This window comes from Halobacterium sp. R2-5, assembly GCF_011734195.1.
Taxonomy (GTDB): Archaea; Halobacteriota; Halobacteria; order Halobacteriales; family Halobacteriaceae; genus Halobacterium.
In genome coordinates this window covers 454,681-469,031 of record NZ_JAANTH010000001.1, presented here as the reverse complement: position 1 = coordinate 469,031, position 14,351 = coordinate 454,681, and the positions used below count along the sequence as shown (strand labels likewise).

The 14,351-nt window shown below is 68.5% G+C and carries 16 protein-coding genes; 11 read left to right on the top strand and 5 right to left on the bottom strand.

The window, feature by feature from the left end; translation table 11 throughout:
* Positions 1–74 precede the first annotated feature (74 nt).
* Entirely contained in the window at positions 75–1,298 is a 1,224-nt protein-coding gene (locus G9C83_RS02550) for a carboxylate--amine ligase (protein ID WP_167244550.1), read from the bottom strand.
* Between the two features lie 173 nt (positions 1,299–1,471).
* Here G9C83_RS02550 and G9C83_RS02545 point away from each other — a divergent pair, with 173 nt between their 5' ends.
* Both G9C83_RS02545 and G9C83_RS02540 read left to right on the top strand, forming a co-directional pair.
* Complete coding sequence (locus G9C83_RS02545; protein ID WP_167244549.1) at positions 1,472–2,002, top strand: 50S ribosomal protein L16; 531 nt, start codon at positions 1,472–1,474, stop codon at positions 2,000–2,002.
* 98 nt (positions 2,003–2,100) lie between these two features.
* Positions 2,101–2,958, top strand: a complete 858-nt coding sequence (locus tag G9C83_RS02540; RefSeq protein ID WP_167244548.1) for a RimK family alpha-L-glutamate ligase — start codon at positions 2,101–2,103, stop codon at positions 2,956–2,958.
* On the opposite strand, the gene G9C83_RS02535 is transcribed toward G9C83_RS02540, so the two are convergent.
* From G9C83_RS02535 to G9C83_RS02525, 3 genes are all read right to left on the bottom strand, one after another.
* Positions 2,959–3,342, bottom strand: coding sequence for an Hsp20/alpha crystallin family protein (locus G9C83_RS02535; RefSeq protein ID WP_167244547.1), 384 nt, complete (start codon positions 3,340–3,342; stop codon positions 2,959–2,961).
* A 78-nt stretch (positions 3,343–3,420) separates the two neighbouring features.
* Positions 3,421–3,777 carry an SHOCT domain-containing protein gene (locus G9C83_RS02530; protein ID WP_167244546.1) on the bottom strand — a complete coding sequence of 119 codons (357 nt, stop codon included), beginning with the start codon at positions 3,775–3,777 and terminating at the stop codon, positions 3,421–3,423.
* Positions 3,778–3,880: 103 nt separating this feature from the next.
* Complete coding sequence (locus G9C83_RS02525; RefSeq protein ID WP_167244545.1) at positions 3,881–4,888, bottom strand: type II glyceraldehyde-3-phosphate dehydrogenase; 1,008 nt, start codon at positions 4,886–4,888, stop codon at positions 3,881–3,883.
* A 126-nt stretch (positions 4,889–5,014) separates the two neighbouring features.
* On the opposite strand from G9C83_RS02525, the gene G9C83_RS02520 reads away from it, so the two are divergent.
* The 5 genes from G9C83_RS02520 to G9C83_RS02500 all read left to right on the top strand — a co-directional run bounded on the left by G9C83_RS02520 (position 5,015) and on the right by G9C83_RS02500 (position 9,067).
* Positions 5,015–5,959, top strand: a complete 945-nt coding sequence (locus G9C83_RS02520; protein WP_167244544.1) for an aminopeptidase — start codon at positions 5,015–5,017, stop codon at positions 5,957–5,959.
* A gap of 39 nt (positions 5,960–5,998) precedes the next feature.
* Positions 5,999–6,658 carry an HVO_0476 family zinc finger protein gene (locus tag G9C83_RS02515; protein WP_167244543.1) on the top strand — a complete coding sequence of 220 codons (660 nt, stop codon included), beginning with the start codon at positions 5,999–6,001 and terminating at the stop codon, positions 6,656–6,658.
* A 15-nt stretch (positions 6,659–6,673) separates the two neighbouring features.
* The gene (locus tag G9C83_RS02510) at positions 6,674–7,330 is read left to right on the top strand and encodes a protein-L-isoaspartate(D-aspartate) O-methyltransferase (protein ID WP_167244542.1); all 657 of its coding nucleotides are present in this window, start codon (positions 6,674–6,676) and stop codon (positions 7,328–7,330) included.
* Positions 7,331–7,396: 66 nt separating this feature from the next.
* The gene (locus tag G9C83_RS02505) at positions 7,397–8,308 is read left to right on the top strand and encodes a hypothetical protein (RefSeq protein WP_167244541.1); all 912 of its coding nucleotides are present in this window, start codon (positions 7,397–7,399) and stop codon (positions 8,306–8,308) included.
* Between the two features lie 21 nt (positions 8,309–8,329).
* A complete protein-coding gene (locus G9C83_RS02500) occupies positions 8,330–9,067 on the top strand; it encodes a protein-L-isoaspartate O-methyltransferase (RefSeq protein WP_167244540.1) in 738 nt (245 codons plus the stop codon).
* Here the strand turns inward: G9C83_RS02500 and G9C83_RS02495 are convergent.
* Complete coding sequence (locus G9C83_RS02495; RefSeq protein WP_167244539.1) at positions 9,064–9,528, bottom strand: carboxypeptidase regulatory-like domain-containing protein; 465 nt, start codon at positions 9,526–9,528, stop codon at positions 9,064–9,066. The genes G9C83_RS02500 and G9C83_RS02495 overlap by 4 nt on opposite strands.
* 76 nt (positions 9,529–9,604) lie before the next feature.
* On the opposite strand from G9C83_RS02495, the gene G9C83_RS02490 reads away from it, so the two are divergent.
* The 4 genes from G9C83_RS02490 to G9C83_RS02475 all read left to right on the top strand — a co-directional run bounded on the left by G9C83_RS02490 (position 9,605) and on the right by G9C83_RS02475 (position 14,334).
* Positions 9,605–10,627 (top strand): DUF87 domain-containing protein, encoded by a 1,023-nt coding sequence (locus G9C83_RS02490; RefSeq protein ID WP_167244538.1) that lies wholly within the window; start codon positions 9,605–9,607, stop codon positions 10,625–10,627.
* A 102-nt stretch (positions 10,628–10,729) separates the two neighbouring features.
* Positions 10,730–11,005 (top strand): hypothetical protein, encoded by a 276-nt coding sequence (locus G9C83_RS02485; protein WP_167244537.1) that lies wholly within the window; start codon positions 10,730–10,732, stop codon positions 11,003–11,005.
* Positions 11,002–11,448 carry a type II toxin-antitoxin system VapC family toxin gene (locus G9C83_RS02480; protein ID WP_167244536.1) on the top strand — a complete coding sequence of 149 codons (447 nt, stop codon included), beginning with the start codon at positions 11,002–11,004 and terminating at the stop codon, positions 11,446–11,448. The genes G9C83_RS02485 and G9C83_RS02480 overlap by 4 nt, the downstream gene beginning before the upstream one ends.
* A 291-nt stretch (positions 11,449–11,739) precedes the next feature.
* Complete coding sequence (locus G9C83_RS02475; protein ID WP_167244535.1) at positions 11,740–14,334, top strand: BGTF surface domain-containing protein; 2,595 nt, start codon at positions 11,740–11,742, stop codon at positions 14,332–14,334.
* The last annotated feature ends 17 nt before the right edge of the window (positions 14,335–14,351 follow it).

Below are 14,351 nucleotides of genomic sequence, written 5' to 3'. Positions count from 1 at the left end.
TCGCACTCCCGCGGAACCGCGCCGGGCGGTGGTCAGGTCACGCGCCGGGCTGGTCCCGGCTTCGCACTTGAATGTCAGCAGGAGCAGTAGTAGTCGCGGCCGCCGAACTCGACGTCGAGGCGGTGGGCGATGGGCGCGGGGTCGCTCGGCCGAAAGACGGCGGTCGTGAGGTCGCTACCGGTCTCGAAGTCACCGGACGCGAGTGCCTCCCAGTCGTCCGTAGAGAAGATGTCCGCGAGGTCGTCGTTCGCGAGCAGGGGAAGGTAATCTTCCAGCGAGACCCAGCGCGCGTCGTTCGTGGGGTCGGGCTCGTACTCGGCGTCGGTGACGTCGGCGTAGGCGGCCATCGGGAGGTTCGCGCCGGCCTGCACGGGCATGCTGATCCACTTCCACGGGCGCGTGTTGACGTCGAGGAGCACGAACTCGTCGCGGTCGCGGTCGTAGACGAACTCGGCCTCGCTGATGCCGTGGTAGCCTGCCGTATCGATGACCGCGAGCGCGCGCTCCTCGATCTCGGGCCTGTCGACGCGCTCGACGACACAGGAGGTCCCGTAGCCGAGCGGCGCGCGGACGCGGGCGTTCCCGACGACTGCGAGCGGGTCGCCGTCTTCGGGGACGTAGGAGGCCAGCGAGTGGTCCTCGCCACGGGCGACCGGGACCTTCTCCTGGGCCATGATTTCGATGCCGGTCTCTTGGGCCATCTCCACGACGTCCAAGTACTCCTCGCGATCCGCGACCTCGATGATGTTCGTGCCGACGGCCTCCTCGAACTCGCGCTTGCGCGCTGGCTTGACGACGAGCGGAAAGCCGAGTTCGTCGGCGGCGTCCTCGGGGTCGACCTCGGAGAGCCGGTACGTCTCGGGGTAGGGGATGCCGAGCTCCTCGCAGGTCTCGTACAGCGAGCTCTTGTCGAGGACGGCGTCCATCGTCTCGCTGTCCGCGAACGGCAGGCGGACGCCGTCGGGTTCGGTCTCGGCGAACCCGAGCGCCCACTCGTCCATGCAGCCGAACGCGACCGGCTCATGGTCGAGTTCTGCGGCGAGCGCTTCGACGTCCTCGCGGAAGCCGACCTCGTCGTCCAGCGGGTACGTGACGCGGCCGGCGTAGTCGACGGCGTTGGAAGGCGGGGCGGCGCCGTCGCCTGAGCGGTCGAGCGCGACGACGGGGACGCCGTGCGCGTCGAGCGCGCGAGCGACGGAGACGCCGGTGACGTGGGCGTTCGCGACGAACGCCGGCGGCCGGTCGAAGTCCGCGTCCGCGAGCGCGTCTCGCAGGTCCTCGAACTCGTGGAAAGTCATACCCGGGTTTGCGACCGGTGCGGCTAAAGCGGCCGGGTTCCGGCGCCGGCCCGCCGGTACTCGGGACGAGTGGTGGGAAGTGGCGGGCCGTCAGCGGCGGAGCGGCCGGCCACGCGGCGGAGCGGGTTCGAAGCCTTTATTCGCGCGCTGACCCTGAGCATGCAGTAGTAACCATGTCCGAGAAGCCGGCCTCCATGTACCGGAAAATCGACAAGCCGTCGTACACCCGTCGCGACTACGTCACGGGCATTCCGGGCTCGAAGATCGCACAGCACCAGATGGGCGACCTGCAGGCGGACGCCGACGACTACCCCGTCCAGATCAGCCTCGTGCCCGAGGAGGAGTGCCAGCTCCGCCACGGCTCCCTGGAGGCGGCGCGCCTGTCCGCGAACCGCCACCTCATCAAGGAACTCGGCGAGGGCAACTACAAGATGAGCCTCCGCAAGTTCCCCCACCAGATCATCCGGGAGAACAAGCAGGCGACCGGCGCGGGTGCGGACCGCGTCTCCGACGGGATGCGCCAGGCGTTCGGCGTCCCGGTCGGCACCGCCGCCCGCATCTACCCGGGCGAGCAGCTGTTCACCGCGTACTGCGAGGTCGAGCAGGCGGAAGCCGTCAAAGAGGCGTTCCGTCGCGCGTACAACAAGATCACGCCGCCGTGCAAGATCAACGTCGAGCGCGGCGAAGAACTGCTGGTCCGGTAACCCGGCCGCTTCTCTTCGGTTTCGCTGGTGCGTAGCGACGGCTTCGGCTTCTCGATTTCGACCGCCGGCTTTTAGCCCTCCAGCGACGACTCCGAGGTATGCTCGGGCTGGCGGTCGCCAACGACACGGAGACGTTCGAGCGGATGCGCGGGCCGCTGGCGGACCGCGGGATTCGCGCCGAACACGTCTCCGTCCGCGAGGCCGTCACGCCGCTGTCGGACCCGCCCGTCGACCCGGAGCGCTTCGACGCGGGGTTCGTGTTCCCGGGGCGGCTGATGGAGGGCGGCGTGGTGGACGCGTTCCTCGGCGTGCCGTGGGTGAACGACCGCGCGGCCGTGCTGCGCTCCCGGAACAAGGCCGGCGCGCTCGCGACGCTCGCGGACGCCGGCGTCCCCGTCCCGGAGACGGTCTACGTCTCGAATCCAGCCGACGAGGACGAAGTACGCGCAGCGTTCGAGCGCTTCGACGCGCCCGTGGTCGTGAAGCCGAACTCCACGACGCGCGGCGTCGGCGTCGCGAAGGTCCACGACGCGGACTCGCTGTCCGGCGTCACCGACTACCTCGAACTGGTCCACGACTACCGCGCGACCGGCGACAAGTCCTACCTGGTGCAGGAGTTCCTCCCGGACGCCGCGGACTACCGCGTGATGGTCTTGGCCGGCGAGGTCGTCGGCGCAGTTCGGCGGTCTGCGCCGGAGGGATGGAAGCACAACGTCCACCGCGGCGCGGACGCCGCCGGCGTGGAGCTCCCCGAGGAGCTGCGGGAGCTCGCGGTGGACGCTGCTTCGGCACTCGACATCGACTTTCTGGGCGTGGATCTGCTCGTGACCGACGAGCGCGCGGTGGTCAACGAGACGAACGCGCGCCCGACGATCGACGACGAGGAGAAGTACGACGAAGGGTTCTACGACGCGCTCGCGGACGTGGTCGAGAAGACTGCGGCGCGCGAGCGCTGACTACTCGACGTCGATGTTCGTCGACTCGCCGTCGCGCTCGAACGTGATTTCTAGGATACCGTTGTTGTAGCTCGCGGAACCAGAGCGCGGGTCGACGGGGCCGGGGAGAGTAATGCGCTCGTCGTACTCGCGGGTCTCGCCGTGCGCGCTGATGGTGACCTGCTCGCCGTCGCACTGCACGGAGATGTCGTCTTTCTCGACGCCGGGGAGGTCGGCGATGACGCGCACCTCGTCGTCGGTCTCGTGGACGTCGACGTGGGTGTCGGTCGAGAACCCGGACTGGTCGCCGTCGAAACCGCTCGCGCCGTCCATCATGTCGTCCATCATCCGCTCGATCTCGCGGAAGATGTCGTCGAATGGGTCGTCCCGGTCGTCGCGTCTCATGGCCGAACGTTAGGCGGGCCGACCGAAAAGCGTTCGGACTGTGTGAGTCTGGGGAGCGAGCGGCCGACTCGGGCGCGGTCAGTCGTCGGTCCGGAGCGCCTCGCGGCGCCGCTCGTACTCCTCGTCAGTGAGATCGCCGCGTGCGTACGCGCGCCGGGCCGCCGCCAGCGCGTCGTCGCCGTCGGTGTCGTCGCGGCCGCTGAACGCGAGGAGGCCGACGCCGGCGACGGCCGCGAGGAGCAGCCACCACACCGGTCCGCCGAGGCCGAGCCAGCCGCCGCCCATCGCGTACCCGCCGACGTGTCCGCCAGCCGCGTGGTGCATCGGCGCGGCGGTGCCGCCGAGTCCGCCGGCGAGCGCGGGCACCGCGACGACTGCGGCGATCACCGCGAGCGCGCCGGCGACGAAACGACCGGTCGAGTGTTGTCGTGCCATCGTGAACACCTCCACACGTGAACGTACGGGTGGACGACTTACCGCGGTTTTCCTTCAGTTACAAAAGTGTGAGAAAGGGATAGGTTAACGATTCGTGGGTCGATCAGATTCCGAGGGCGTCGTTCGTCGTCGCGACCGACTCCGCGGCGTCCGCGCTGTCCGTGATCGCGCGGATCGCGTCGACGTTCTCGGGGACGACGTCGGACTCCTGGTGGATGGCCTGGAAGCAGTAGAAGTCGCTGCCCTCGGTGGTGACGGATTCGCCCCAGAGGCAGTTCTCCCAGAGGTCGCCGCGCGGGCGACCGCGGTCGAGCGCCCACTCCTTGAGCTGCCCCGTCCCCTCGATACCGAGGTCCTCGTCGACGACCGTGATGCGGGACTGCTCGCCGAGCAGGTCCCGGACCTCGTCGGCGTCGGGTTCGGCGGCGAGCTCGACGTTTATCGCGTGCATGTGCATCAGGGTCGCGGGCACCTTCAGCCCGAGCGTGTCGATGTCGAGGTCGGGGAAGATGGTCTGCACGTCGGGGCCGTGGTGGCTCGGAATCGAGATGGGGTTCGGGAGGATGTCGTTGATGGGGCCGCGGCCGGTCTGGCTCGGGTCGCCGCCGCGCCGCACGAGCGTCGCGCGCACCTTCTCGACGCCGTACGCCTCGCGGAGCGGCGCGACGAGCCGCGAGAGCCCCGTCGTGTTGCAGGAGACGACGCGGACGTGGTCGGCGTCAACGGCGTCGTCGTAGTTCGAGCGCGCGTTGAACGAGACGTCCGCCACGCCGGCGTCCTCGCCGCCCTGGTAGATGGCGGGCGTGTCGTACTCCTCGTACAGCGAGCGGTTCTGCGCGCCGATGCCGGAGGGCGTGGCGTCTACGACGACGTCGCTGGTCGCGACGAGTTCGTCGACGAGGCCCGCGGTCTCGATGCCGGCCTCGGAGAACTGGTGGGCGCGGTCTTCGATTGCGGCGTAGAGGTCGTAGCCGCGCTCGACGGCCTGCTCGGCCTCGTAGTTCGGGCGGGTCTTGGCGACGCCGACGACGTCCATGTCGGGCTGGTCGCGGACCGCGTCCGCGACTCGCTTCCCGATGGTGCCGTAGCCGTTGATGCCGACGCGAATCATGTACCTGAAACTGCCACGCGCCGCCGGTTAACCGTTTCGCAGAACCGATTTACCGCGATTCGAGTAAGTCGTCGGCGGCGGGGCCGAGCAACAAGACCTAACGCGTCTCCGCGAGAACGCCCGAGCATGACAGCCCTGCGAGCGGCCGCGGAGACCGCCGTCGAACAGTGCCTCGGCCTCGAACCCGAGGAGTCCTGCGTGGTCGTCACCGACGACAAGCGCCGGGAGATCGGCGAGGCGCTCTACGAGGTCGCCAGCGAGATCACGGACGCGACGCTGCTTCGGTATCCGCCGGGCGACCAGCACGGCGAGGAGCCGCCGGGCCCCGTCGCCGCCGCGATGGCGGACGCGGACGTGTTCATCGCGCCGACGACGAAGAGCCTGAGTCACACGCGCGCTCGCGGCGCCGCCAACGACGCCGGCGCCCGCGGCGCAACCCTCCCCGGCATCACGGAGGACGTGTTCACGACCGGTCTCGACGCCGACTACGAGACCATCGCCCGGCACTGCGAGGACATGCTCGCGCAGGTCGAGGACGCGGACGAACTCCGTGTGACGACGCCCGCGGGCACGGACACCACGTTCGAACCCGGGAACCGCGAGTGGCGCGACGACACCGGCATCGTCCACGAGCCCGGCGACTTCTCGAACCTCCCCGCGGGCGAGGTGTTCGTCTCCCCCGAGGACGCGAACGGCACGTACGTCGTCGACGGCACGATGATGCCCCACGGCCGCCTCGACGAGGACGAAGAGCTCACCTTCGAGGTCGAGGACGGCTACGTCACGGACATCTCGGATTCGCAGGTCCGCGAGCAGGTCGAGGCCGCCAGCGAGCAGGTCGGCGACGACGCGTACAACCTCGCGGAGCTCGGCATCGGTACGAACGTCGCCGTCACCGAGCTCGTCGGGAGCGTCCTCCTCGACGAGAAGGCCGCGGGCACCGTCCACGTCGCCATCGGCGACGACGCCGGCATCGGCGGCGACACGGACGCCCCCCTGCACCTCGACGGCATCATCCGGGAGCCCACGGTCTTCGCCGACGGTGAGGAAGTCGAATTGCCGAGCCCGTAACTCCGCGGTCTTTTACGTACGCGACCGCTAGATGGCGGTATGAGCGAGAACGTCGGGGAGCACGTCCCCTTCGAGTGTCCGTCGTGTTCGCCGGACCTCGAGACCGTCCACGAGGTACTCACCACGGGCGGCGGCAACGCGACCGTAAAGTGTACCGACTGCGGCCACGTCCACAAGGAAGCCATCGAGTCCGAGTCCTCCGTCAGCGTCGACGTCGTCGTCTCGCAGGACGGCGAGTCCTTTACCGGAACCGCGGAGTTCGACCCGGAGGAAACCATCTACGAGGGCGACGAGTTCGTCGTGGAGACCGACGAGCTCATCGCGCAGGTGCGCGTGACGAGCATCGAGGCGGGCCCGGAGGACCGCACGACGCGCGCCGAGGCCACCGAGGTCGACACGCTGTGGACTCGGGAGGTCGGGAACGTCAGCGTGGGCGTCACGGTCAACCCGAAGGAGGGCAGCGACGAGGGCAGCCGGAGCCTGGAGGTCCACGTGCCCGGGGACTACGAGTTCGAGGTCGGGGAGACCGAGGAGTTCGGCGAGGAAGCCTTCACGGTGACGGGCATCCACGTCCGCGAGAACGCGATTGACAGCTACAAGTTCCCGAAGCTCGGCGACGAGGGCGACGTCGTGTTCGCGAAGGACGTCAAGCGCGTGTACGGCGACGACGAATCCAGCGGCGCGTGGTCCGCCTGGTAACGTGAATCCGGAACCATGACCGACGACGAGCGCGCGAACGGCGAGTTCGAAGCGGCACGGAACCGGCTCGCAGACGGGCTGGCCGCACGCCCGAACGTCAGCGAGCTCGCCGCCGACGCGATTCGGGAAGTGCCGCGGCACCGCTTCCTCCCGGAATCCCGCCGGAGCGCGGCGTACGACGACCGGCCGCTCCCCATCGGGAGCGACCAGACGGTGAGCGCGCCGCACATGGTCGCCATCATGGCGAGCGAGCTCAACCTCCGCGAGGGCGAGACGGTCCTCGAAATCGGGACGGGGTGTGGCTACCACGCCGCGGTCACCGCGGAGCTCGTCGGCGCGAGCAACGTCTACTCCGTCGAGTACGTCCCAGAGCTCGCCGAGCGGGCGCGCGAGAACCTCGAAGCCACGGGCTACGGCGGCGTCTCCGTCCGGCAGGGCGACGGCCACGAGGGCTGGCCGGAGCACGCGCCCTACGACGCCGCGTACCTGACGTGCGCGGCGCCCGAATTCCCGGACGCGGTCGTCGAGCAGGTGCGGGCCGGTGGCCGCCTCGTCGCGCCCATCGGCGGCGCCAGCCAGCGGCTCGTCCGCGCGGAGAAACGCGAGGACGGCGGACTGGTCGAATCCGACGAGGGCGCGGTGCGGTTCGTGCGGATGCAGGGCGGCGAGTAGCGGACGGAGCGGCAGTCGACGGGACCCGGCAACTGAATTTATCCCGGCACGTACCGACGGTCACGTATGGACTACCGCGAGCTACTGTTGCTGCGGGCGGCCCGCGAGACGGGCGTGCTGGACGCGCTCGTGTCGAACGCGTACACGCCCGAGGCCGTCGCGGAGGAGGCGGGCGTCACCGAGCGCGCTGCGCGCGTGACTATCGACGCGCTCCTCGACATGGGACTACTGGAGGAGGTCGAGGCGGGCGTCGAGCCGACGAACCGGATGCTGGGGTTCGTCACGAAGACGGACGTGCGCTCCATCGGCCGGCTCCCCCACGAGCTCGACCGCGTGGAGGCGCTGGTCGACCTGCCGGAAACGATGGAGACCGGGGAAGTCTCGGAGCGTCCGGGGAACTGGACGCGAAACCGTCTCGGGGCGCGTGCTGCCGAGGACGACGCGAGCGTGCGCGCGGCGGTGTCCGCGGCGGTCCGCGAGCACCCCGACGCCGAGGACGTGCTCGTGGTCTCCGGCGGGCCGGGCGGGCACGCCGTGGAGTTCGCCCGCCGCGGGTTCGACGCGACGCTGCTGGACACCCGCGACGTCGTGGACGCGGTGGACCCGCTGCTGGAGCGCGAGGACGTCGACCTCGTCGCGGGCGACCCGCTGGAGGGCGTCGACGGCGACTTCGATCTGGTGTTCCACGCCCGCGTCGCCCGCGAGTACGGCCCTGAAGACAACCGCCGGCTGCTGTCGGCCGCCAGCGACGCCGCCGGCGAGGACGGGATGGCGATACACGTCGACGCGTTCCGCGAGGGAGCGTTCGACGCCGGTGTGGCCGCGGAGCTGCTCGCGACGACCGAGCAGGGTGCGGTCCACGCGGAGGGCGCGGTCGGCGAGTGGTTCGCCGACGCGGGGTTCGCGGACGTTCGCGCGGGCGATGTTCCCGGCACCGCCTACCGGTTCGTCGCCGGGCGGAGGCGCGCAACTGAATAGGCTGCGCGGCGAATTCCGGGCATGGAGTTCGCGGCGCTACGGGAGGAGATGGTCGACAGCCTCGAGCACGACACGAAGGCTGTCGTCCGGGCGCGGCCGACCGCGCGAGCGATGCGGGACGTCCCCCGCCACGAGTTCGTGGACGCGGGGCGGCGCGCGTACACCGACCAGTCCCTCGAACACCGCGGCACCCGAGTGCTCGCGCCGTCGACGGTGGGCAGACTCGTCGACGCGCTCGCTCCGGAGGAGGGCGACGACGTGCTCGTCGTGGGTGCGGGCGTCGGCTACACGGTCGCCGTGCTCGCGGAGATCGTCGGCGCGGCGCACGTCCACGCCGTCGACATCGACCGGCGCGTGGTCTACGACGCGCGCTCGAACCTCGCCGACGCGGGCTACGGTGACGTGCTCGTGGACTGCCGGGACGGCGCCCGCGGGCTACCGGAGTACACGCCGTTCGACCGCGTGCTCGTGGAGGCCGCGGCGGTCGACCCGCCCGCGGCGCTGCTCGACCAGCTCGTCGAGGGCGGCCGGCTCGTCTACCCCGAGGGGACGACCGACCAGCGGCTGGTCGCCGTCGAGGACGGCGAGGTCGTCTCCGTCCACGGACCCGTCATGTTCGCGCCGCTTTTGGTGGACGGCGAGCAGGCGAGCGCCGTCGAGCGCAATCGCACGGTCCGCGAGGACCGCGAGCGCGCGGCCCAAGAGGCCGAGTCCCGGCGGGGCTGGGAACACGACTGGATCGACTGGGACCGCGCCTAATCCTCGACGACGAGTATCTCCGTGTTCTCGCGGCGGTCGGCGTAGTCCGAGCCAGCCGGCGGTTTCACCGATATCCGTAGCGTGCCGTCGACTTGGTTCTGCCCGAGGCTCGGGTCGACGTCCAGCGTCGCGACGCCGTCGTCGCCCGTCGTAGCGGTGGCTACGCCGTCCAGGTCGGCGGTGCCGGATTTCACCACGATTGTCGCGCCCGCGACCGGGTCGCCGTCGGCGTCGACGGCGGTCACGTCGACGGACTGGTCGCCGGGCGTCACGACGTCGGGGTCGGGGCTGGCGTCGAGTTCGCTCACGGCGAGCGTGTCGACGCCCGAGACCATGCTGAGCATCACACTGAGCGTCGCGACGCCGACGACGAACGCGATGACGAGCCGGACGGGCAGCCCCTCGATGGCGCGCTCGTCGCGCGCGAACTGGTCGAGCCGGAGCGGGAGTGCGTCGAACACGCCGCGGGTTGGTCCCGGCTTCGCACTTGAAGGCTCGCACGAGGGTTCATCCGAGAGGACGGGAGCAACGGGAGCTATGGACGTGCTCGGCAGGGAGGACGGAGCCGACGGCGTCTCTGGCCGGTTCGGTCGGTACCTCGCGGCGGACCGGAGCCTCGGGGCGCGCGTCGGCGTGGACTTCTCGGGACCGCACGCGGGCGTCGTCGTGGGGAAGCGCGGCAGCGGAAAGTCGTACACGCTCGGCGTCCTCGCGGAGGGACTGGCGGAGACGCCGGGTGTCGCGCCCGTCGTCGTCGATCCGATGGGCGCGTTCGCGGGGCTGGAGGCGGCCGGCGTGCCGGTAGTCGAGCCGCGCGTTCGGGCGGCCGCGCTCCCGCCGCGAGCGTGGTGCGAGCTGCTGGACCTCGACCCGGCGAGCCCCGCGGGGACGCTCGTCTGGCGCGCGGCGACAGAGGGGGAATCGCTGGACGAGATGCGCGCGTGGGTGGCCGACGCGGACGCCGCGGACGCGGCGCGGCGGGCGGCCGCGAACCACCTCGCGCTCGCCGATTCGTGGGGGTGTTTCGCGCCGGACGCGCCAACGCCCCGGGACCTGCTCGCGGACGGCGCCGTCGTCGACGGGACTGCGCTCGAAACGCCGGCGCTGCGGGCGGTCGTCGCTGCGGTCGCGGACGGGCTCTACCGCGCGGCGCTCGACGGCTCCAAGCGGCTGCCGTGGCTGTTGGTGGACGAAGCGCACGCGTGCGCGAGCGGTGCGGCTGCGGCGGCCGTCGACACGCTGTACACGCGCGGCCGTGCTCCCGGCGCGAGCGTCGTGCTGGCGACCCAGCGCCCGAGCGCACTCCCGGAGACGGCGGTCTCGCAGTCGGATTTGGTCGTCGCCCACCGGCTCACGTCCGCGCGGGACGTGGACGCGCTCTCGGCGGCGCGGCCGACGTACCTCTCCGGGTCGGTGAGCGCGCGGCTGCCGTCACGGACCGGGGACGCGCTCGTCGTCGACGACGCCACCGAGACGGTGTGTACCGTGCGCGTGCGTGAGCGGCGGACGGAACACGGCGGTGGGAGCCGCGTGGTCGAACGTAGTGAGACGACGGGCTAAGCGAACAGAAGAGGGTCGCTGTCGAACCATTCGAGAGGGCGTCACCACGTCCCCCGTGACGTCGTGGAAACGTTTACCCAGTTTCGGAGGGAACTACCAGGTATGTCGAAGGCCGTAAAGGTCGACGAGGACGCCAAGTCGCGGCTGGAGGAGCTGCAGGCCGAGATTCGCCTGCGGACGGGACGGTCGGTGACCCAGCAGGAGTTGCTGTCGAGGCTCATCGACGACGCCTACGAGTCCCGGACGGAGGTCGTCGATTCGTTCCGGGAGTCGACGGTACCGCTATCCGAGGACGAGAAGGAGCTGATGCGTGAGGGCCGGTTCGACTCGGGCGTCGAGACGACAGAGGAGGACATCGACGAAATCCTGTACGGATGACGGTGCTCGTGGACACGGGCGTCGTCTACGCGGACCACGACACCGACGCGGCGCGACACGAAGAGGCGAGTGAAGCGCTCGACGCGGTGTACGACGGCGTGCTCGGCCAGCCGTACGTCAGCGACTACGTCTACGACGAGGCGGTGACGTTGACGGCGGCCCGCGGTGACGCGTCGTCGGCGAAGCGACTCGGCGAACGGCTACGCGGGGCCGGCCGGTATCCGGAGGCGTACGAACTACTCCGCGTGTCCGAGGACATCTTCGAGGACGCTATCGACGTGTTCGAACAGTACGACGACCACAGGCTGAGTTTCACGGACGCGACGACGATTGCGGCCGTCGAGCGCCGCGGCCTCGACGGCGTGCTGAGTTTCGACGACGACTTCGCCGGGCTCGTGGAGCGCTTCGAGCCGGCGACAGTCGGGGAACGCGCAGCCGAATAACGGTTATCTCCGCTACTCGTTTTCTCGGTACACGGCCCCACCCGCCGTTTAAACGTTCTGGACAGCGGGGTTCCGGCGACGGTTCGCGAACGGTGGAGTGAGAGGCTGGAACGCGCGTTCCTGTGTGAATCCGTCACACAATTTCGCGTCGATTACGACCGGAAATAACACAAAGTATTTACCCGTAACGGGGCTTGTCTCTCACACCCCTACCCACTGGTGCCAGCGTCCAGTACCGTCGCACCCGCGACGCGAACGATGCAGGTGCCGAATGCAGACCAACAACAAACTATGACAAGCAAGACAAACAAGCTCCGCGCGGTCTTCCTGACTGCGCTGATGATCGGCAGCGTCTTCGCGGCCGGCATCGCGTTCACAGGAAGTGCTGCAGCTGTCTCAACGACTGATAGTCAGTCGTTCTCAGTAGACAGCAACGAAGCCGGTGCAAGCACCGACTTCGATTACAATACGACCTTCACAACAGACGCACAGTACGACCTCCAGAGTATCGACATCGTCACTGAAGCTGCCGATACAGGCAACGTTGGCGATGGAGACTTCGAAATCTCCATCTACAACGAGAGTGACGGTGGTTCCCTCGTGGCTCAGCGCAATACGTCGGACGGCGTTAGTCTGTCGTCCAGCGGTGCTGAGATGAACTTCACGCTCGCCAGCGCTGTCACGCTGAATGACACCTACCAGTACAGCGTGAACGTCACGTCCACCAGTGGCGAGTTCGTTAACCCGGACAATAGTGGCACCTACGACGCCGATGCATACTACGGCACCAACGGTGGAACAAGTGATGTTGCCTCCGCGTCGACTACGTTCACCATCGGACAGACGACCGTCAATGATGGCGGCATCGTCTTCCAGGGTCAGACTGTCGAGTACAACACTGGCGACAACACGCAGACGAACGACTACACGCTCTACGAGCGCGAATCCTCCGACAGCGGAACACCGGTTCGCTCGCTGAACGAGGAGAACGACTTCGTGCAGGTGTCGACCGACGGCCTGACGACTGGCCAGACGTACTACATCTCCAACGCCAGTAACCCGCAGAATCCGGACAACGCAAATCTGACGTTCACGGTTCGGGAGATGGACTTCTCGGCCAGCTTCGATTCGGACTCCGTCGCTAACGACGACTCGGGTGTCGACATCACCTTCGAGTCCGACAACCGTCAGAACAACGATTACACCGTCGAAGTAATGTCCGAGAACCTCGACGACGAGGAGCTCGTCGACATCTTCGACGACAACTTCGCAGCCACGGACACCGACACTGACGACGGCGGCGTCGAGCTCACCGTCGAATCCGGCGGTGAAGACACTGCGGCCGCGAACTTCTCCGGCATTGACGCCGGTGACTACGAGTTCGACTTCGAAGTCAGCGACACCACGGCTTCCGCCAGCGACAACATCAGTGTCACCGAGGCTGCCGACGCTAACAGCGAATTCGCCGAAGTCAGCGACGTCACCCGTGGCGACATCGCCACCTTCAACGTCTCGCTGACCAGCACGCAGGAAGCCACCGTCAAGATTGGTGACGAATCCGTTGGCTACGTCGCTAACGTCACCGTCTACGACGACAACGAGGACGGTTACGTCGAGTTCACCGCGAACACCTACACGATGGGCAACAACAGCGACGCCGTCAACGCGTCCGAGCCCGGTGAGGCGTTCGTGATTGCTGACGAAGACTCCGACGACCAGATCACGAGCGTCGACATCGGCGCGGAGACCAGCAGCCCGGTCGCTGCCGGTACCTACCGGACGACCGTCCGCACTGGTGGTGACGCCTCCGACACGGCCGACGACGTGAGCCGGCTCGCAATCAGCGAGACCAGCGGCATCACCGGCCAGAACCTCTGGACGGCACCCGAAAGCACTGACCTCGACGAGTTCGTCGACGAGGCAACCCTCTCGGAGGACGACTCCATCACTGAGGGCGACTACGTCGTCCACGAAGTCGAAGCCAGCGGTGTCTTCGGCATCCTCGCGAACCAGAGCGCTGAGGACACCGAGGACAAGCTCGCAGGCGCCATCGAGGACGGCGAGCTGAACGTCACCGTCGAGCAGACGGAGGCGTCCACGAGCCTCAACCGCGACCCGAAGACCCTCGACTACGGCGAGGCACTCACGAACGGTAACGCGACGGTCGTTGCCGACGCACCGAACGGCACGTTCTACGTCGCCGTTGACCTCGCAGATGTCACCGCCGACCGCGGTAACGACGAGAACGTCGGCATCGACTGGAGCAACGACGAGTTCAACGCGACCGTGACCCTCGAGTCCGGGACGCAGCTCGTCGACGAGGACTCCAGCGAGAGCGCTGTGTTCTCGACTGAGGAACTCGAGCACGGTCTCGCGCAGGACGAGTACGAGCTCGCTGCTGCCGAGAACCAGACCATCAGCGCCGAATCGAGCGCGGCTGATGGCACCGAGTACAACATCCTCGTCGAATCCGACGAGACCGAGGGTGAAGGGTTCATCCTGCCGTCCAACGACGCAGTCGTCGAGGACGGCCAGATGAGCGCTCAGGTCGATCTCAGCCAGGCGACCGCGAACGACACGTTCACGGTTGTCCTCGAAGGCCCGAACGGCAACGAGATCGAGTCCGCCTCGGGTACGGTCGTCGAGTCCGCACAGCAGACGACCGAGCAGACCACCGAGCAGACCACCGAGCAGCAGACCACCGAGCAGACCACCGAGCAGACCACCGAGCAGACCACCGAGCAGCAGACCACCGAAGCAACCGACGGCACCACGGAAGGTGGCGACGGTGACGGTGAGTCCGGCAGTGGTGTGCCCGGCTTCGGCATGGGCATCGCGCTCATCGCCGTCCTCGGCGCTGCGCTCCTGGCACTCCGCCAGAACTAACGTAACACGACCTGACC